This is a genomic window from Paenibacillus sp. ACRSA, assembly GCF_022346845.1.
Lineage (GTDB): Bacteria > Bacillota > Bacilli > Paenibacillales > Paenibacillaceae > Paenibacillus.
Map to the genome: position 1 here is coordinate 339,972 of NZ_JAKRNP010000001.1, position 18,532 is coordinate 358,503.

An 18,532-nucleotide genomic window follows, 5' to 3' on the forward strand; every position below is an offset into this window, starting at 1 on the left:
TGTGAATCGATCTTATGATCAAGCTTTTGTAGCGCTATTTATTAAGAAGGGAATTTGGTTCGTGTCATGCTGTATGACGATTGTGCTGCCAACGAACGCAATTCGGAGCTTACATTTTCTACGGTAAGTCCAACTTCTGCCCGCTGCTCATTAATACTTCCATGCTCGATAAACCGATCAGGAATACCCATTAAATGCACCTGGACATCGTGTAATCCTTGTTCTGCGTAGAACTCCAGCACAGCACTACCCATGCTTCCCGCTTGTGACGCTTCTTCAAGCACAATAATCTTAGTGCCTCGTAAAGCCAACTCACGTAACATTTGCTCATCCAGTGGTTTGAGGAATCGAGCATTAATTACACCAGCCGTAATGCCCTCTCTTTTCACTAACTCAGCAGCTTCTTCCGCAATCTGCAACATAGAGCCTGATGCAATAATAGCGTACCCTTCCGCTGGTCTGATCTGCTCCCATGTACCGATCGGAATCGGCACGAGTTGCTCGTCAAGCGGTACCCCAACGACATTATTCCTTGGGTAGCGATATGCGATTGGTCCATCATTATACTCAATTGCAGTCTTCATCATATGACGCAGTTCATTTTCATCTTTAGGCATCATCAGTACAATGTTAGGAATATGACGCATGAACGCCACATCATACACACCTTGATGCGTTTCACCATCCGGCCCTACAAATCCAGCACGGTCGATTGCAAAGATGACGTTAGCGTTATGACGGCAAATATCATGCACAATCTGATCATATGCACGCTGCATGAAGGTCGAGTACACCGCAAAGATCGGTTTCAAACCTTCCATTGCCAATGCTGCAGACATCGTGGCCGCATGTTGCTCTGCAATACCAACGTCAATCATCCGATCCGGGAATTCCTTACTAAATGGAATAAGACCTGAGCCGGTAGGCATCGCTGGTGTGACCGCTACAATACGCTTATCTTCCTTAGCCAGTTCAACTAACGTTTGGCCAAATATTTCAGTATACATTGGTTTTCCAACAGCTTTTAGAACTTGACCGGATTCGATCTTGTACGGTGAGATTCCATGCCATTTATGTGAATCGGCTTCTGCAGGCTGATAACCTTTACCTTTGGTTGTAAGGACATGAACTAACACAGGTCCTTCAACGTTATCCGCCTGTTTAAACGCTTCAATCAGCTTAGGAATATCATGTCCGTCGATTGGACCTAAATACTTGAATCCCAGCTCTTCAAAAAGAACGCCTGGAACCATCATATATTTCACGCTGTCCTTGATCCAACTCGCTGATTTAGCCAGTTTGTCGCCAATGGCAGGAATTCTTTTCAGCATTCCCTCGACATCGTCTTTTGCTTTCAGATAGTGACGATCCGAACGGATTTTACTTAAATATTTATGCATCGCCCCTACATTTGGAGCAATGGACATTTCGTTATCATTGAGGATGACCATCATTTTCTTCTGCTCATGTCCAATATGATTGAGTGCTTCAAAAGCCATACCGCCTGTAAGCGCTCCATCCCCGATAATAGGTATAACTTTATTGTCTTCACCTTTAAGATCACGAGCAAGTGCCATACCCATCGCTGCAGACAATGAAGTACTGCTATGACCGGCTTCCCATACATCGTGTTCACTCTCATTACGTTTAACGAATCCGCACAATCCATTGTGTTGACGTAAAGTATCGAATCGATCCATACGACCTGTAAGGACTTTGTGTACATAAGCCTGATGCCCAACATCAAAGATCATTTTATCTACCGGACTGTTATAACAGTAATGCAGGGCAACCGTGAGCTCAACCACTCCTAAGTTGGGTGCAAGATGCCCCCCTGTAGCGGACAACTTCTCAATGAGAAACTGCCGGATCTCCGCCGATAATAAAACAAGGTCATCCTGAGACATCGACTTCAGATCGCTGGGTTGTTTAATTTGTGGAAGCAGCACGAGAATCTCCCCGCTTTCCTAGAATGTTTGAATTTTGTGTAATATGTTCATGCATAATTCATAAATTGACATTAAATCATTATAACATAAATGAAAAGGAATCATAATGTACGGTACTTCACTACCCATAGCACGTATTATCGCCAACAGGGACACCCTGTGGATCATTATGTATCCTTCGTTAGCTAGACTCCATTCCTACAAAAAGGACATCAATATAATTACACGGTTCTTAATCAATTGAAACAGAACTTTCAGTACTCAACTGAGATGAATCATTAATTAATGATCTCTCCGCATTAAGTAATCTGCAATCTCCATTAGTCTGGAGGAATCGGTTAGATCCGCTCTACCAAGTGCATCCTTAGCTGATTGAGTCAGCACGCTAACCTGTTCTTGAGACTGTTCCAAGCCAATAAAGAAAGGATAAGTGACCTTTTGTTGGTTGACATCGCTTTGTGTTTTTTTGCCCATCTTCTGTTCATCGCCAGTTAAGTCAAGAATGTCGTCCTGTATCTGAAAAGCAAGCCCCAAATCTCTACCGAAAACTCGTAGTGCCTCCAGCTGCCCTTGCGTTGCTCCGCCAATCCGTGCACCTGCAATAAGGGAAAACACAATTAAATCACCTGTCTTGTGCAAATGGATGTATTGTAGCTGTTCCAGGTTCGTCAATCCTTGCTCGCCTTCCATATCAGCTACCTGTCCGCCAACCATACCTCGAGCACCTGCCAACTCAGACAGATCCTCTACGATGGAGAGCAATGACTCCGCTGAAACTCCGCTCTTGCGTCCTGCTTGAACGATGCTGTAGAAAGCATGTGTTAACAATGCATCACCAGCGAGGATTGCCGTAGCTTCGCCAAATACTTTGTGATTCGTTAATTTTCCCCTGCGATAGTCATCATTATCCATAGCAGGCAGGTCATCGTGGATCAAGGAGTACGTATGAACCATCTCTACGGCGCAGGCTACCGGAAGCGCAGCTTGACGCTCCGCACCGAAAGCTTCCGCCGCAGCAACGACCAGCAGTGGTCGAAGGCGCTTGCCTCCGGCCATTAATGAATACTGCATCGCATCACGCAGAGACTGAGGCACGTCCCATTCAGCAGGGAGGATTTCCTTCAACTCGTTGGTGATCTGCTCTGTGATCTCCTGAAGATACAACTCAAATGCAGGGCGATTATTCATTGACATCACCACTCTCATCAGCAAACGGCTTCTTACGAAGTTCCCCATCTTCTTCTACGATCATCTCGATCTTACGTTCCACTTGCTCCAGTTTTAAGCCACAAAGTTGCGAAAGCTTCATGCCTCTCTGAAATAAGTCAATCGCTTGCTCTAGAGGAACATCCCCGTGCTCCAGCTGACTTACGATGTCTTCCAACGCTGCCATCGCTTCTTCAAAATTCAGTTCCGGTTCATTCGCCATGGTCATCGTCCTCCTTCATCCCCCAAACCTGACAGTCCAGCTGCCCGTCTGTTAATTTAATCTTGATTGAATCACCTGGTTGTACATCCTTCAATGATTTGATTAAACGTTGCTCCTGATCGTCATACACGAGACTATACCCACGAGACATGACTTTTAGCGGACTGAGCGCATCCAGGTGCCGAATTGAGGCTTTCCAGTGTTGTTGCTTGGATCTGGTTATCGCCTTCATAGCAAGCTCCAGCTGACGTCTGGCAGCTGCATGTTCACGCTGAGCAACCGCAACCTGTTCACGAGGATTAAAACGCTGAAGCGCTGCGAGCAATCGTTCCTGCTTCTCCCCCGTCCACTTAAGCCTCGTGTCCACCGTTCGAAGCAGACGTTGATGAAGCATGTCCAAACGTTCTGTGTGCTGTAACAACGTCCGTCTAGGATGCACAAGGACTGGAGAGCGCTGCAGTCTTGCAAGACGCTCACGGTTATGCAGAGCTCGTTGACGCAAGCTTTGCTGGAGCTGACGCTGTCTCCGTTGAATCTGATCAAGCAGTTCAGCCCGGTTAGGTACAGCAAGCTCTGCAGCAGCCGTAGGTGTTGCAGCACGTAAATCAGCCGCAAAGTCCGCAATCGTAAAGTCGGTTTCGTGTCCCACAGCAGAGATAACAGGGATTGATGAAGCGACGATAGCTCTAGCTACGATCTCTTCGTTAAATGCCCATAATTCTTCGAGTGAACCGCCCCCACGTCCGACAATGAGGACATCCGCTTCTCCAAGACGATTCAAATTGCCAATGGCTTTGACAATCGAAGGTGCTGCTCCTTTTCCTTGTACCAATACAGGATACAAAACCACTTTGGCAGAAGGATACCTCCGTTGTAACGTCGTTAAAATATCTCGAACGGCCGCTCCTGTTGGGGAGGTCACCACACCGATCGTGTGCGGATAACGAGGGATCGCCCTTTTGCGTGTTGGAGAGAATAATCCTTCTTCCTCGAGCTTTTTCTTCAACTGCTCATAGGCCAGGTATAAACTTCCGATACCATCAGGTTGCATATGGGTGGCATAGAATTGATATTGTCCATCCCGCTCATAAACGGATACGTTCCCTCTTGCAATTACCCTCGCACCCTCTTTGGGTAAAAAAGGTAATCTCTGATTATGTGAAGCAAACATAATTGCTTTAATGCGACTGTCCTTATCCTTCAAAGTAAAATACATATGACCGCTGGAGTGATGTGTGAAGTTAGAGATCTCTCCGCGTAACCAAACGTCCGACAGGATCTGATCGGACTCCAATTTCATCCGGATGTACCGATTCAGATCTTTAATGGAGTAGATCTGTTGCTCTGCCACAGACGAACCTATGCCAATCCGTGCGCACGCTTAGCTGCGATCAATGTATTTTGCATCAACATCGTAATGGTCATAGGACCTACACCGCCTGGAACTGGAGTAATTGGGCCCGATACAGTTTTTACACTTTCAAAATCAACGTCACCAGCCAATTTACCATTCTCTAAACGGTTCATACCCACATCAATAACGACTGCACCCGGCTTCACAAAATCGGCATCTACAAAATTAGCTCGTCCGATAGCTACCACCAAAATATCTGCCTGGCGCGTAATTTCTTTCATATTCGCTGTACGGGAATGACACATGGTCACAGTAGCGTTCTCCCGTTGAAGAAGAAGCGATACCGGTTTGCCCACGATATTACTCCGTCCAATAACAACAGCATGTTTACCTGACATTTCAAGACCTGTACGTTTAATCAATTCGATTACACCAGCAGGAGTACATGGCAACAAGCTATCATCACCGATCACAAGATTTCCTACGTTAACGGGATGAAAGCCATCCACGTCCTTTTCAACAGAAATCGCATCAATAACTGCTTTCTCTTCAATGTGCTTTGGCAGAGGCAGTTGAACCAAAATCCCGTTAATGTTGGCCTGATTGTTCAGCTTGTCCACAAGTGCTAGCAGATCCTCTTGTGAGGTGCTTTTATCTAAACGATGTACTTCTGAGTAGTAACCAAGGTCGTGACATGCCTTTTCTTTATTACGCACATAAACTTGGGATGCCGGATCTTCCCCGACGAGCACAACTGCCAGACCAGGCACTACCCCCTGTTCGCTAAGCTGCTTTACTTCTGCTGTTATGCCTGCGCGGATCTCTTGGGACACTTCTTTACCGTTAATAATAGATGCTGTCATTGTACTCTCTCCCTTATGCGAATATATAGTTTGTAATCCTTGAATTAAGACAATTTTTCCTTGAGCGTGTTAACTTCTTGAATCATACGACCTAGCACACCGTTAACAAACTTACCGGATTCATCCGTACCAAAGTGTTTTGATAGCTCAATCGCTTCATTGACTGCAACTTTAGCTGGAACATCTTCACGGAAGACCATCTCAAAAGTCGCAAGACGTAAAATCTGGCGGTCTACACGGGACAGACGACTAATCTGCCAGCCTTTGAGGTAATCCACAAGCAATCCATCGATGGCTTCTTTTTGGTTCCATGTTTCTTTCACAATATCTGTAACATAGGTACGCATGGTATCTGCATCACGAATGACAACATCCGTTTCGTTTTCTTCAGACGCTTCGTTAATCAACATGTTAACCGCTACAGCCGCACTCACTTCGTTCATTTCCATTTGATATAGACTTTGTACTGCAATTTCCCTTGCTAAACGTCTTTTCATGTCCTGCCTCCTGCAACGCTTACTCTTAAGCGTCATCCTGCTTATTTTATAATCATTCAGGGCATCCCATCATCCACGAACAGATACAAAATGCCCTTGATGTCTAATTAGTGTTAACTCTTTTCACAAAAAAACCTGCAGTACGTTTCCTCCAAAAAACGGGCATATTAAACTAAGCTCTATTTTCGGAAGAAACCTATTGCAGGGCTCAGATGGTCTTACTTAAACATACGCCAGCGATCTCCCAACCATTGTCCCCATTCCCTCCAGGGAATGAAAGAGCCAAGCTTCGAATCACTTCGTCTGCCTAACGTATAACCGATGAACACCAAAAGTGCAAAGAACAACATATCCCAAAAACCGATCCATACATAAAGAAATCCAAAAAAGATACCAAAGGCAATACCTAATACTCTGCCTCTGTGACTATCCCATATCTCTCTCCACAGCATCAGTGAAACTCACCTCATTCCACTCGACTCTTGTAGTTAGGCGACTGGGTAACATTGGCAATATATACTGTGACAGAAGAAACCGGGATACCCGTAATCTCCTGTACATGATCATGTATTGCCTTTTGTAGATCGGAAGTCAGTGCAGGGATCGGGCTCTCCCCGTCCACTACTGCACGAATCATAATCTCCAACCCGGACTCCACCACACGAATTCGTGCTTTTACATCACGAACCCCACGAAAACGCGAAGTCGCCTTCAAACAGAGATTCTCAATCGTCTCCATTGAGATCTGCACATCACCGTATTCTGTACGCTGATCTACAGATGGCAATGAAGCACGTTCACGCCGAACCGAGATATAGAAGAAACGTAAACTCAGGATAAACAAAATCGCTGCTGCAACAACGGCTGCAACAATGACGTTCTGTTCCTGCTGGTAATTCAATTCGTAAGGCAGCACTCCACTAACCAGAAGAATAACTGCTGCCGATATTGCTCCAACGCTTATGCTGTATATAAACAACAGAAGCCGATCCAGTATTTTCGCCACGAACTGCACAGCCTCCCTTGCTCACTAACATTGACATCCGTTTCGCATGTTCCATCTTCAGCCAAACTTCAGATGAATTCAAGACTTGTCCAAGACGGGATAACCCCCGGCAGTTATGCCGGGGGAATCTGCCCTTTGTTATTTGACGCGTTGTGTGTTCACGTCAATTTCTTCCACTTTCTCAGCATTCTTGAATTGAACGTCGTGAATATGAACATTAACTTCGTTTACATTCAGTCCTGTCATATTCTCAATAGAACGTTTCACGTTTTGCTGAATTTCAGTAGCCACCTGTGGAAGGCGGTATCCGTACTCAATAATAACGGAAACATCTACAGCAGCTTCGCGCTGTCCTACTTCGACTTTTACACCTTTGGAAAGGTTTTTGCGACCGAGCAATTCAGCAAATCCGCCTGCGAATCCGCCGCTCATGCCAGCTACTCCTTTTACTTCGACTGTAGCCAGTCCAGCAATGACTTCAATGACTTCAGGTGCGATCTGGATTTCACCGATATCCGTTCGTTCAAATTCTGTCGGTAATGTACTCATAACTGTTCAACACACCTTTCGCGAGATAAGTTTGCGGCAATCCGTGAGGGCGCAGGTACCAAGGTCTACGACCGTCAGATACCGTTCCGATCCGGCTTTACCGGAACTCCTGCATTTTATCTCCGCAAAGCGGGCTTATCCTTTACAGGAGACATGCGCTCTTATTATTAAATACTATATCATTTGGGCTACATTATGACAAACAAGCCCAATATGCATATTAAATCTCGTTTTCTTCAAGAAATTTAATATCGAAGTCACCGCGAATGAACGTTGGGTGCTCCAGCAATTTCTGATGGAACGAGATCGTTGTGGAAATTCCTTCGATTGCAAACTCCGCGAGCGCACGTTTCATTTTGGCAATAGCTTCTTCCCGGTTTGCACCCCACACGATCAATTTTGCGATCATGGAGTCGTAGAACGGGGAGATTGTATAGCCTGGGTAAGCAGCGCTATCCACGCGCACACCAGGACCACCTGGTGCCAGATAAAATCCAATCTTGCCTGGAGCAGGCATGAAATTACGATCAGGATCTTCGGCGTTAATCCGGCATTCGATAGACCAACCGTTGATCACCACATCTTCCTGACGGAATGAAAGTGGATTACCTTCTGCGACCGAGATCATCTCCCGGATCAAATCGATGCCAGTAACCATTTCTGTTACGGGATGCTCTACCTGAATACGTGTATTCATTTCCATGAAATAGAATTCACCATTCGGGCTGAGCAGGAATTCCAGCGTGCCCGCGCCAGAGTAATTTACTGCAAGTGCAGCGCGCACTGCAGCATCTCCCATCAGCGTACGCACTTCTTCATTCAGAACAGGACAAGGCGCCTCTTCGACCAATTTCTGACGGCGACGTTGAACGGAGCAATCACGCTCACCAAGGTGAGCTGCATTGCCATGTTTGTCAGCAATAATCTGAATTTCAACGTGTTTCATACCCGTCAAGAATTTTTCGAGATATACGCCTGCATTACCAAACGCCTTCTGTGCTTCCTGCTGAGCTGCGGTAATTTGTTTTACCAGCGACTCTTCATCCTCAGCGATACGAATCCCTTTACCTCCGCCACCTGCGGTAGCTTTGATAATGACTGGGTAACCGATATCACGGCTGAGCATCACCGCTTCCTCGATGCTTTCGACAAGTCCGTCAGATCCAGGGATAACCGGGACGCCCGCGTCCTTCATCGTTTGCTTCGCAACTGCCTTATCTCCCATTTTGGTAATGGCTTCTGGAGATGGGCCGATAAATGTAATATTGCAAGACTCGCAAATTTCTGCAAAGTCAGCGTTCTCTGCCAAAAAACCATATCCTGGATGAACGGCATCACACTCGGTAAGCGTAGCCACACTCATGATGTTAGTAAAATTCAAATAGCTGTCCTTAGACAACGTCGGGCCGATACAATATGCCTCATCCGCTAGACGTACATGCAGTGAATCTTTATCTGCTTCCGAATAGACGGCTACCGTCGAAATACCGAGCTCACGGCACGCACGAATAATACGAACCGCAATCTCGCCACGGTTTGCAATCAGTATTTTTTGAAATTTCATTTCGTTATTGTCCTCCTTCGAAGCTCATGCGGTTGCCAATCTAGGGCAATAAACGTTATTCCGGTTTAACCAAGAACAGAGGTTGTCCGTATTCAACAAGTTGTCCATTCTCAACCAACACTTCAACGATTTCTCCCTTGATATCAGCATCAAGCTCGTTCATCAGCTTCATCGCTTCGATGATACAAACCGTTGTTTTTTCGGCAACTTTATCACCAGCGCTTACAAATGGACCTGCTTCCGGAGAAGAAGCTCTGTAAAAAGTACCTACCATTGGAGATACGATTTTATGTAAATGGCTTGTAGTATCGGCTTGTGGTGCAGTTTCAGTGACTACTGCAGCAGGTTGAACCTGTGGAGCAGCAACAACTTGAGGTTGCACAGCAGCTGTTTGAACATATTCCGTTTTACCTGGTTTGCGTATAGAGAGACGTGATCCCTCATTTTCAATTTCCAACTCCTGAACGGAACTTTCATCTACCAGTTTAATCAGTTCTTTGATCTCGCTCAATTTAAACATTAGCATTATTCACTCCTTCGGCATCATGCCAGTCTCACTTAGACGGTCATATGGCTTTATGTATTATATCATAATCGTTAAAAATGGAAAGAGCCCGGGACTTTAACAAGTTCCCAGGCCTCCATTCAAGCCCTTTCCTTACTGTTCTGTCACGTATTGAACACTGATTTTATTCTGTGCGACAGCCAGTTCCTTCATCACCAAATCCACAATGGAAACCGCTTGTTTTACATCCAGTTTGTCACTAAGCACTACGACTTTATACTTATCTTCATTTTCTTCGATAATCGCATTGGAAAATTGCTGGGAAAGCGTCTCTTCAATTCCGTTAATCTTAGCTGTTCTCTCTTCAAGTTCACGGATCTGCTCCGTAGCTTTAGCGTTCTCTTCTGGCGTTTTGCTAAGATCCCCAGCCACGGTCATGAGTTCCTCATATTTGCGATTGTTGCTTTCTTCCCTCTGCCATTGATAGTTTTGGAACTGACTGCTTGCCGACACCGCTGTGTTCTGCTCTTCCATCTCTTTCAAAACTTCCTCGTCGGTTTTAGTTGCATTCTCCTCTGTAGCCCCACTTGCCTCAGGGCTAGTTGTTGTTCCTTTGTCTGATTCCTTGCCAACCTCACTCTTGCCCTCATTCGATTCAGCAGCTGGGGTTTTGCCTGGTTCTGCCGTTTCCTTACCTTCAACAGCAGCTGGATCATTTGATTCGGCTGTCGTTCCTTCTGTTCCCGTACTCGCATCCGTTTCATCCACTTCTCCGCCAGTAACAACTTCGTTCACAACCAAACCTTCTGTTGGATCCAGAATGCCTGCTGTCTCCGTCGCCTCATCTTGCTTCATTCCATCCACTTGCTGGCTATCCGCAACAGGTGGATTCACAGGACCCGAGTCTTCTGTAAAGAGGTAATATGCAGACAAAATAACCATCAGACTGAGCATAGACACAAGCCATACCGTTTGGCGTTTGTTATTCATTAATACTTCCTCCTCGAATTAGCTTCAATCTTGAATTACTTCTTTTGCCCTTGGATCATTGATCCAGGCTAATCCTGCTTACGCGGTACAACCGAGATTCGATAAGCGGCCACATTCAAGCCTTTTTCCACAGCATCGGTAATGAGATCCTTCACAACTTTGTTCTCTGCGCCTTTGGCTACAACAAGCACTCCACGAATTTGTGGTTTCAGTTTTTTGGTCACAATCGGTGTCTGATCCCCTGAAATTTCATAAGTAATGATCTCACCATCCCTGGTGTATTGGGTCATGTGCCTCTTGCCCCCATTGGCATCCGTCTCTTCTGTTAGCTGCTGCGAGTCTTTTACATTGCGCTGAACCACTAACTCCTCTGTTGAATCCACGGTAACCATTACATCGACCGTCCCTACACCAACGATGTTCTCTAACACACTCTTGATCTTGTCCTCAAACGCCATCTCAATCGCCTGAAAAGGGTTCGGATCAGTCAAGTCATTTTGCATCGTCGCCATGGATGTCGCTGGATCAGGAGGCTCCCGGCCGATATTTTCCGTATCAATCTGTTTGACGTTAACAAATGAATTGAATAGCATGATGCCAACGCCGATTAACCCCAAAATAATGAGCCATCGGAATGTTTGACTTCGTCGACCTCCATCTTCTCCGCCGCCCAGCCATACTTCGATTTTTTTAAGCCACTTCCGCACCGCACACCCTCCTTCTTATAACGCCTGCGCGTTCTTTTGTTCTGTAACCTGCACCTGGCTCGCATCAATATCCCATTTCTCCGTCAACAGCGAGATAATCTCTACAGCATGCTTCGAACGGGATGAAGTATCACCGCCTTGAGGTTGAGTGAGCGTTTCCTGACTGTCAGCGCCCGGCTCAGCTTCCGAATCAGCACTACCTTCATGACCATCAGACTGTTCTGAGGGAGAGCTTCCTGGAGGTTGCTCATCGGTTCTCACCTTAATCTGAACAGAAGGAATGTGAATGGCACCAACTTGTATAGGTTCTTGTCGGGATGAGGGTTCAACTGTTGTCTGAGCATCGCCAACTTCAAACACAGAGGTACTGCCTACTTCGGCTTTGTTACGTTCATCGCGAATCCTCGTCCCCTCCGCCTGACTACTCATTTCGACCATCACGCTTTGGATCACTGGTAAATGTACTGGAGAAGAAGCTCCGGATTCTGGTTGAACCGTATCCATCAGAAGCTTTACCTCCACAGACTGAACTCGTTCCCCCGTGCTTTGTTCAATCTGGCCTTTCATCACTTTGGCTAGTTCCTTCGCAGTCCACGTTAAGGATTGATCCTGCTCATTCAGCTGCAGGCGTTTCCCCTGTGCCAATATCTGCTCCAAAGTGGCATTCCCCTCTGATGGAGATTCCATAGCAGTCATTGCCCGCTTAAGTTCAGCAACTGGATCACTCTTAAGCAATTTAGTTATAGGTGATAGGAGGGTAAGCAGGATAAGGAGGCTCAGCACAAGCTTGACGTAACGTTCCATTGAACGATTGGGCAATAGCATATCCACAAACGTTGCGAGCAAAACAATCATGATTAATTCCTGGAGCCAGTTGCTCAGCCACCCCATCCTTCTCATCTCCTTTCTACGTATTGTTGCATCATCTCATCATGACAGTCAGGTTCCCTGCTGTGAGCAGGATGGTGATTGCCAAGAAAAACATGAGTCCGACGGCAGCTAATGCTGCGAATACATAAATCATTGATTTTCCAATCGCTTGTAGACATCCTACGATTGGTGTATCACCTAGTGGTTGCATGATTGCTCCAGTAATGTTGTATATGAGTGCAAGGGTTAGAATTTTGAGTGCAGGGAACGCACACAAAAACAGAATGATGATAACTCCCGTAAGACCAATTGCATTTTTTACCAGCAGCGAAGCTGTAATGACCGTGTCTGTCGCATCTGCAAATGTCCTGCCTACGACGGGAACAAAGTTCCCAGCGATATACTTGGCAGCTTTTAAACTAACCCCATCGGCAACGGAGCCTGATGCACCCTGCACCGAAATTACACCTAGAAACATCGTTAATAGAATACCGAGTAAGGCCACGCTGATATTACGCAGGAGATCTGCAAGCTGTGTGAGCTTGTACTTATCCGACAGCGAACTGACAAGATGCAACACGGCTGAGAAGAAAAGCAGCGGAAACACCAGCATGTGAATTAATGTGCTCACGAGGTGAATCATGAAGATAATCAGCGGATGAGTGACTGAGACGGTCACCACATTCCCCATCGACGCAAGTAACGTGAAGAGCAGGGGAACCATCGCCATCATAAAACTCACCATGCCCTCAATGGCATCCTTGGCATAACCTATGGCTACGCTGAAACTGTTGATGGCAATGACGATAATGACCATATAACAGATGGAATAGGCGATCTTACTAATGTTGTTTTTCTCAAATGCCGTCTGTAATGTCTCCAGAATCATACTTAGTACGCTTAACATCACTATGGTTACTAACAATTTGCCGTTATACAAGATTTCATGCAGCATGAATGTTCCAATTGCTATAAATACCGACTTCAGACTAAATCCTTCATTGCCCGGAATTAACATATCCATGAAAGAGGGTGTTTTCCCCTCTGGGAAAAATCCACCATATTGCCCCATGAGCTGATCCCAGTATTTCTCCACTTGATCCTTCGGAAGCTGGTCAGCCTGCTGCTGCATCCATTCTCCGGATGGTGCACTTGCGGTAACATGTCCCACCATCGCAAACAGAAAACATAGCATTAGTACAAAAGTAAGGCTCCACTGCGGCTTGAAATGGTTGTTGTTCATCAAAAGTCCGCATGCCTCCTTCTAAACCGGCATTAGTTTCATGACGGTTTCGATAATAATGCTAATAATGGGTATAGCGAGAACCAGAATCAGAACTTTTCCCGTAAGCTCTATTTTTGAAGCAATGCTCTCCTGACCCGCATCTCTTACAATCTGGGCACCGAATTCAGCAATGTAGGCTATGCCTATAATTTTCAATACGGTTTTCAGATAGATGCTCTCCATACCTGAGTTTTCAGCGAGTCGCTTCAACACCTCGATGACTGCACCAATTTTGCCAATCAGTAGCATAAAAATGACTATGCCTGTAGCCGCAGCGATGAGAAATGCAAACATAGGCTTCTGCTCTTTGATGACAAGAATGAGGACTGTTGCAATCAACGCTAGCCCTACCACTTGAATAATCTCCACGGGTCACCACCATCCTGGCTTCATGACCGTTTTCATTGGAAAAGAAAGATCGATTTGATCTCTTGCAGCAATCCGTCTAACATACGAACAACCATGAATAATACAACGACGAATCCGATCACAGTTACCCAGTGCGCCATATCTTCCTTTCCCATTTGTTTCAGCACCGTGTGAATCATTGCAATGATGATTCCGATGCCCGCAATTTGGAAAATTGCGTTCACTTCTAGATTCATGACCTTGGCACCTCACTATCCCGGCAATTTCAGAAGATCAGAATGACGATTAACGCTCCGACAAGCATCCCAAGGCTACGGCTCATCCGTTCATATTTCATTTGGTCAGCCTGTGCACGGGATTCTTCATGCATGAGTTGTTGAATGGCTAGCGAGATATGTTTGGTCTGATCCTGACGGTCGCTGGTGCCAAGACTGAAGCTTAACTGCAACATGACTTCTCGCTCATCAGCCTTCATTGCGGACTTGTTCCACATGTATTCAATGCCAGCCTGAAGACTTTCACGTGCAGTGTGTCCGTATGGCGGATTCATCTGATCTGCTGCATGGAGAAACAATGATCGTACAGGTTCCTTCGTTTGAGCTCCCATTTTCCCCATAGCATCAGGAAGCGGGGTCAATCCATAATTAATCTCCGTCATCAGTCGTTGTAATGCAGCAATTAATTCCCGCAACTGTCGTGGTCTGAGAGCAAATTGCCGTGCACGGTAAAAGCCTGCCAGTGTGCTTGCGAATAAGATAATGACAGCACCCAGCATGTTAACCAAATGCCTCACCTCCTGCATCCGGCTGATGTAAACCACGCATTTTCCCATCTGCCAAACGGAAGTTCATCCCTCGGCCCGTCCGCTTAAGTTGTACATAACGCTGGAACATCTGCTCCTCGATGAGTGTTCTTAGGGCTGGCCTAGAAGATAACTCTGCCAGATCCCTCCCATGTGCTGTCGCAATGACCGAAACCCCCGAATGCAGTGCCTCCATAACCGCTTCAGCATCCTCTGGACGACCAATCTCGTCCACAATGATGACGTCTGGAGACATGGAGCGAAGCATCATCATCATGCCTTCTGCCTTTGGACATCCATCCATCACATCTGTGCGTGGGCCAACATCGAAGCCGGGTACCCCTTTATAACTCCCAGCGATTTCGGAACGCTCATCCACAATACCTACCTTAAGTCGAGGACGCAGCCCTTGCACGAACTCACTTCCACCTACCAGTCTGCAACCATTGCTTATTTGTCTTGCTAGGTCGCGCAGCAATGTCGTCTTGCCTTGTTGTGGAGGGGATAAAATTAACGTATGGAATACCTGTCCGCTTTTCATGTCCAGAAGGTAAGGCAGAATACGATCAGCCACACCATGAACTTCTCGGGCAACCCTTACATTGAATCCATTGATATCGCGTAAGGTTTCCACCCGTCCACCACTTAGCACCGTTCGACCAGCAAGTCCGATCCGATGTCCTCCGGGAATGGTAATGAATCCTTTACGAAGTTCTTCTTCCAATGTATAGAGAGAGTGATTACTAATCAGATCTAGCAGCCTGTGCGTTACTTCTTTCTGAGGAATGTAGGCTTCTTCAGGCTTAGCTGTCAGACTGCCCTGTGCGGTAAGAAAGTGATAGGTGTCTCCTGCATTGATCTCGAGCGGTCTCCCTTCCCGGATGCGCACTTCCTCCACTTTCTCTAATACGGCAGGCGGCATTCTTCCTAGAATGGTTCGGATCGGTTCCGGAAAAAGCTCCTTCCAGTTCACTTTCATGAGTAGGCTCCTCCAACCTTATAATCAAATTGATCGCGTTGCTGGTGCTTGTTCATATCTCATGTTTATGCCTGTACATCGAATTTATGACGCTGAATCTAGCAATTCTTTTTAATTGCAAAATGAGAGACGTCACTTCTTGCTCCATGTCAAAAAAGCCGAAATAGGAAAGCATCGTTCATGCTTCCCTGTTTCGGTCTTTTGTCGAATTAGTATAGAGGTTGTTCATAAAGTCCACTTTTGATTATGAAGGATACCTTGAGGCATCTTACTCATCCATCACCTTGTTAGTGTAGCGGGTACCTCTTCGGCATTTAATGCTGATACGGTGATATGTTGGTATTCAAGTGCTTGACCATCTGCCTGACGTATATCAATGGTTCGCTGCTCCCCTGGAAGCAGATCAAAATAGTTATCACTCATGCGCACATTACCTTGCGGGATCAGAATCTGAACCATTCTAGCTACCGCATCATTTGCTTGCACAAGCAGTTGCTGGGTTTCTTCATTATATGAAGCGTGAATGCTGCTCGAACGAAGCTGTACATCTTTTGCATCGCGTAAATAATAAACGTTATCTAGGCACTCCCATGCAGGCGCAGATAACTTCAGTACCGCCTGTTCTGGGGGCAGATCTTGCAACACTTGCTTTTCGTCCCACTCTCCTAATTTCACGACACCATTGGCTTCCACTTCGGCATGCAGCTCCATACGATGAATCGAATGACCCTGCATATCATAAACCTCGAGGATGACCAGCCCATTAAGAGAAGATAAGTGATCATTAATCACCCACAACTCTAACAACTCCCCAGGTTCATGGTTCAGACTTAATAGTAATGGATGATAAAATTTACGTGCATAATAATAGGATGCTTTTGGAAGTAACTCATAATCAATTAACGACCAACTGGTTCCAGGCCAACTGTCGCCGTGCTGCCAGATTAATGAGCCACTTGTGCGCGCTTTGTTACGTCTATAATGCTCAATCCCATATTTCAATCCCTCAGCCTGAGTTAGCATTGAGAACTGGATATATTCATCTAGATCTTGGGGTACTCCTGTGAACCCTTCCATAAGCAAAATGCCCTTCTGATGGTTCGTATCCTTGTTACGATAAGCCATTTCAACGCTTCCCCAATAGAATTGATCCTCTGGAATATGTCGTTCCAACGTATACTTCGTAGCCGAGGCATGCATACCAAATTCACTACTGAATAACGTGAAATCATTTTTATAGTTTTTGAACGTGACGCCCTCTACACTGTAATCTAGCAAAGGCACCTCACCAAATTTACGTGGATAGACGGAACCATGCCATACTTGCCAGTTGTGACGATCTCCATGATTCGGATCATTTGCATCATTCCCGCCATAAGGAGATGAAGGCCAATATTGGCGTGCAGGATCAAGCTGTTCTAGCAATTCTGGTAAAATCTCATGATAAATGGTCTCACCGTAGAATGGTGTCGTGATTTCGCCAGATGACGATTTCATATCGTACAGCCAGTCAATTTCATTATTGCCGCACCATAACGCCAGTGATGCATGATTGCGCAGCCTCTGAATGTTGCAGATGGCCTCCTGCCGTACATTTTCCACAAAATCAGCGTTGTACTCAGGGAAAAGTGCGTTGGCAAAAGCAAAGTCCTGCCACACTAATAACCCGAGCTCATCACATAGATCGTAAAAGACATCTTTTTCATAAATGCCTCCTGCCCAGATTCTTAGCATGTTCATATTAGCTTCTACGCCCAGCATAATCAGATGTTTATATCGAGAGTCAGGTGCGGCTCCAATTAGATTATCTACTGGAATCCAGTTTGAGCCTTTGGCAAACATCTTCACGCCATTAATATGAAAAGCAAATGCAGGCTGTCCCTGCTCATCTTCCAGCACCAGCTCGAGGGTTCGAATTCCAATTCGTTGCTCTTTTCGATCTATCTCCACTCCGTCTGCATACAAGACAGTTTCCAGTTGATAGAGGTAGGGCTTACCTAGATCATGCGTCCACCATAATTGTGGCTGTGATACTTCCAGATCGAACCCTACCTTACCACTTAGCAACTCATCGTCTGCTTGAGCCACAACCCGCTGATTCTCATCAAGTAGACGAGTACGGTAGGTCAGATGACCACATCCACGATACTTTTTCGCTTCAAGCTCAACTTTAATATCCGCCTCTTGGTTGTCACAGCGCTTCGTGTATGCATATACCCCTTCCAACTTGGCTTGCACATGACGCTCCAGCCTAACCTTGCCCCAGATCCCTACGGTTACGATGCGTGGTCCCCAATCCCAACCGTAATTCATCGCTGCCTTCCGAATCCATGGACGTTCCTTTGTATACGACGACCATTGCATCAATGCTTTGTCTCTATGATGAAGGTAGAGTGGGTCAAAGCGGACAGCAATCGTATTTTTGCCTTGGCGTATAACGCGGGAGACATCATACACGTACGTTCGGTGCATATTGCTGGCCGTTCCAATCTCAAGACCATTTAAATAAACCGTAGCATGGGTATCTAACCCTTCAAAAATCAATTCCCAGCGCTCTTGTTTGGTTGGATCGGAATCCATCTGAAAGCGTGTGCGGTACCACCACTCCTTCTGCTCCACCCAGCGCGAATTGATATCGTTATGTCCATAATAGGGATGATCAATTAGCTTACGTTCAATGAGCGTGGAATGTACATCACCCGGTACACTCGCACTGATCCAGAAACGGTCATCCAAGTCTGCATCTGCAATGGTCAGCGGCGGTTTCTCGCCCACTTCATATTGCTGAATTCTCCAATTATCACTTAATAGCAT

At 46.0% G+C, this 18,532-nt stretch carries 20 protein-coding genes; all 20 read right to left on the reverse strand.

The annotated features are described in order from the left end of the window. Window positions 1–41 precede the first annotated feature (41 nt). Window positions 42–1,949, reverse strand: coding sequence for a 1-deoxy-D-xylulose-5-phosphate synthase (gene dxs / locus MH215_RS01605; RefSeq protein WP_239287277.1), 1,908 nt, complete (start codon window positions 1,947–1,949; stop codon window positions 42–44). 282 nt (window positions 1,950–2,231) lie between these two features. Beyond that, on the reverse strand, window positions 2,232–3,137 hold the full coding sequence (locus MH215_RS01610) for a polyprenyl synthetase family protein (protein WP_397339169.1): 906 nt from the start codon (window positions 3,135–3,137) through the stop codon (window positions 2,232–2,234). Beyond that, on the reverse strand, window positions 3,130–3,378 hold the full coding sequence (gene xseB / locus MH215_RS01615) for an exodeoxyribonuclease VII small subunit (protein WP_056696546.1): 249 nt from the start codon (window positions 3,376–3,378) through the stop codon (window positions 3,130–3,132). Before xseB ends, MH215_RS01610 begins: the two co-directional genes overlap by 8 nt. After that, entirely contained in the window at window positions 3,368–4,729 is a 1,362-nt protein-coding gene (gene xseA, locus MH215_RS01620) for an exodeoxyribonuclease VII large subunit (RefSeq protein WP_343224501.1), read from the reverse strand. Before xseA ends, xseB begins: the two co-directional genes overlap by 11 nt. Window positions 4,730–4,737: 8 nt before the next feature. Next, complete coding sequence (gene folD / locus MH215_RS01625; protein ID WP_239287281.1) at window positions 4,738–5,595, reverse strand: bifunctional methylenetetrahydrofolate dehydrogenase/methenyltetrahydrofolate cyclohydrolase FolD; 858 nt, start codon at window positions 5,593–5,595, stop codon at window positions 4,738–4,740. A gap of 44 nt (window positions 5,596–5,639) precedes the next feature. After that, the gene (gene nusB, locus MH215_RS01630) at window positions 5,640–6,092 is read right to left on the reverse strand and encodes a transcription antitermination factor NusB (RefSeq protein ID WP_239287283.1); all 453 of its coding nucleotides are present in this window, start codon (window positions 6,090–6,092) and stop codon (window positions 5,640–5,642) included. Between the two features lie 218 nt (window positions 6,093–6,310). Then, complete coding sequence (locus MH215_RS01635) at window positions 6,311–6,544, reverse strand: DUF2273 domain-containing protein (protein WP_056696540.1); 234 nt, start codon at window positions 6,542–6,544, stop codon at window positions 6,311–6,313. A 14-nt stretch (window positions 6,545–6,558) separates the two neighbouring features. Then, complete coding sequence (amaP, locus tag MH215_RS01640) at window positions 6,559–7,098, reverse strand: alkaline shock response membrane anchor protein AmaP (RefSeq protein WP_239287285.1); 540 nt, start codon at window positions 7,096–7,098, stop codon at window positions 6,559–6,561. 138 nt (window positions 7,099–7,236) lie between these two features. Beyond that, complete coding sequence (locus MH215_RS01645) at window positions 7,237–7,647, reverse strand: Asp23/Gls24 family envelope stress response protein (protein ID WP_056696536.1); 411 nt, start codon at window positions 7,645–7,647, stop codon at window positions 7,237–7,239. Window positions 7,648–7,867: 220 nt separating this feature from the next. Next, on the reverse strand, window positions 7,868–9,211 hold the full coding sequence (gene accC, locus MH215_RS01650; protein ID WP_239287287.1) for an acetyl-CoA carboxylase biotin carboxylase subunit: 1,344 nt from the start codon (window positions 9,209–9,211) through the stop codon (window positions 7,868–7,870). A gap of 55 nt (window positions 9,212–9,266) precedes the next feature. Further along, complete coding sequence (gene accB, locus MH215_RS01655) at window positions 9,267–9,731, reverse strand: acetyl-CoA carboxylase biotin carboxyl carrier protein (protein WP_145045310.1); 465 nt, start codon at window positions 9,729–9,731, stop codon at window positions 9,267–9,269. Between the two features lie 138 nt (window positions 9,732–9,869). After that, complete coding sequence (locus MH215_RS01660; protein WP_056696530.1) at window positions 9,870–10,706, reverse strand: SpoIIIAH-like family protein; 837 nt, start codon at window positions 10,704–10,706, stop codon at window positions 9,870–9,872. A gap of 68 nt (window positions 10,707–10,774) precedes the next feature. Then, window positions 10,775–11,413, reverse strand: a complete 639-nt coding sequence (gene spoIIIAG / locus MH215_RS01665) for a stage III sporulation protein AG (protein ID WP_056696528.1) — start codon at window positions 11,411–11,413, stop codon at window positions 10,775–10,777. Window positions 11,414–11,428: 15 nt separating this feature from the next. Beyond that, window positions 11,429–12,304, reverse strand: a complete 876-nt coding sequence (gene spoIIIAF, locus MH215_RS01670) for a stage III sporulation protein AF (protein WP_239287289.1) — start codon at window positions 12,302–12,304, stop codon at window positions 11,429–11,431. A 31-nt stretch (window positions 12,305–12,335) separates the two neighbouring features. Then, a complete protein-coding gene (gene spoIIIAE, locus MH215_RS01675; RefSeq protein WP_275445988.1) occupies window positions 12,336–13,526 on the reverse strand; it encodes a stage III sporulation protein AE in 1,191 nt (396 codons plus the stop codon). Between the two features lie 21 nt (window positions 13,527–13,547). Beyond that, window positions 13,548–13,937 (reverse strand): stage III sporulation protein AD, encoded by a 390-nt coding sequence (gene spoIIIAD / locus MH215_RS01680; protein ID WP_056696523.1) that lies wholly within the window; start codon window positions 13,935–13,937, stop codon window positions 13,548–13,550. 32 nt (window positions 13,938–13,969) lie between these two features. Next, window positions 13,970–14,173, reverse strand: coding sequence for a stage III sporulation protein AC (spoIIIAC, locus tag MH215_RS01685; RefSeq protein WP_056696521.1), 204 nt, complete (start codon window positions 14,171–14,173; stop codon window positions 13,970–13,972). A gap of 29 nt (window positions 14,174–14,202) precedes the next feature. Beyond that, entirely contained in the window at window positions 14,203–14,721 is a 519-nt protein-coding gene (spoIIIAB, locus tag MH215_RS01690; protein ID WP_239287291.1) for a stage III sporulation protein SpoIIIAB, read from the reverse strand. Continuing rightward, on the reverse strand, window positions 14,714–15,718 hold the full coding sequence (gene spoIIIAA, locus MH215_RS01695; RefSeq protein ID WP_239287293.1) for a stage III sporulation protein AA: 1,005 nt from the start codon (window positions 15,716–15,718) through the stop codon (window positions 14,714–14,716). Before spoIIIAA ends, spoIIIAB begins: the two co-directional genes overlap by 8 nt. A 279-nt stretch (window positions 15,719–15,997) precedes the next feature. Continuing rightward, window positions 15,998–18,532 carry a beta-mannosidase gene (locus MH215_RS01700; RefSeq protein ID WP_239287295.1) on the reverse strand — a complete coding sequence of 845 codons (2,535 nt, stop codon included), beginning with the start codon at window positions 18,530–18,532 and terminating at the stop codon, window positions 15,998–16,000.

Excerpts from the sequence above, each read along its gene's own strand:
- MH215_RS01610 (WP_397339169.1), bottom strand. The coding sequence starts at position 3,137 with ATGAATAATCGCCCTGCATTTGAGTTGTATCTTCAGGAGATCACAGAG.
- xseB (WP_056696546.1), bottom strand. The coding sequence starts at position 3,378 with ATGGCGAATGAACCGGAACTGAATTTTGAAGAAGCGATGGCAGCGTTG.
- folD (WP_239287281.1), bottom strand. The coding sequence starts at position 5,595 with ATGACAGCATCTATTATTAACGGTAAAGAAGTGTCCCAAGAGATCCGC.
- nusB (WP_239287283.1), bottom strand. The coding sequence starts at position 6,092 with ATGAAAAGACGTTTAGCAAGGGAAATTGCAGTACAAAGTCTATATCAA.
- MH215_RS01635 (WP_056696540.1), bottom strand. The coding sequence starts at position 6,544 with ATGCTGTGGAGAGAGATATGGGATAGTCACAGAGGCAGAGTATTAGGT.
- MH215_RS01645 (WP_056696536.1), bottom strand. The coding sequence starts at position 7,647 with ATGAGTACATTACCGACAGAATTTGAACGAACGGATATCGGTGAAATC.
- accC (WP_239287287.1), bottom strand. The coding sequence starts at position 9,211 with ATGAAATTTCAAAAAATACTGATTGCAAACCGTGGCGAGATTGCGGTT.
- accB (WP_145045310.1), bottom strand. The coding sequence starts at position 9,731 with ATGTTTAAATTGAGCGAGATCAAAGAACTGATTAAACTGGTAGATGAA.
- MH215_RS01660 (WP_056696530.1), bottom strand. The coding sequence starts at position 10,706 with ATGAATAACAAACGCCAAACGGTATGGCTTGTGTCTATGCTCAGTCTG.
- spoIIIAF (WP_239287289.1), bottom strand. The coding sequence starts at position 12,304 with ATGGGGTGGCTGAGCAACTGGCTCCAGGAATTAATCATGATTGTTTTG.
- spoIIIAE (WP_275445988.1), bottom strand. The coding sequence starts at position 13,526 with ATGAACAACAACCATTTCAAGCCGCAGTGGAGCCTTACTTTTGTACTA.
- spoIIIAC (WP_056696521.1), bottom strand. The coding sequence starts at position 14,173 with ATGAATCTAGAAGTGAACGCAATTTTCCAAATTGCGGGCATCGGAATC.
- spoIIIAA (WP_239287293.1), bottom strand. The coding sequence starts at position 15,718 with ATGAAAGTGAACTGGAAGGAGCTTTTTCCGGAACCGATCCGAACCATT.
- MH215_RS01700 (WP_239287295.1), bottom strand. The coding sequence starts at position 18,532 with ATGCTATTAAGTGATAATTGGAGAATTCAGCAATATGAAGTGGGCGAG.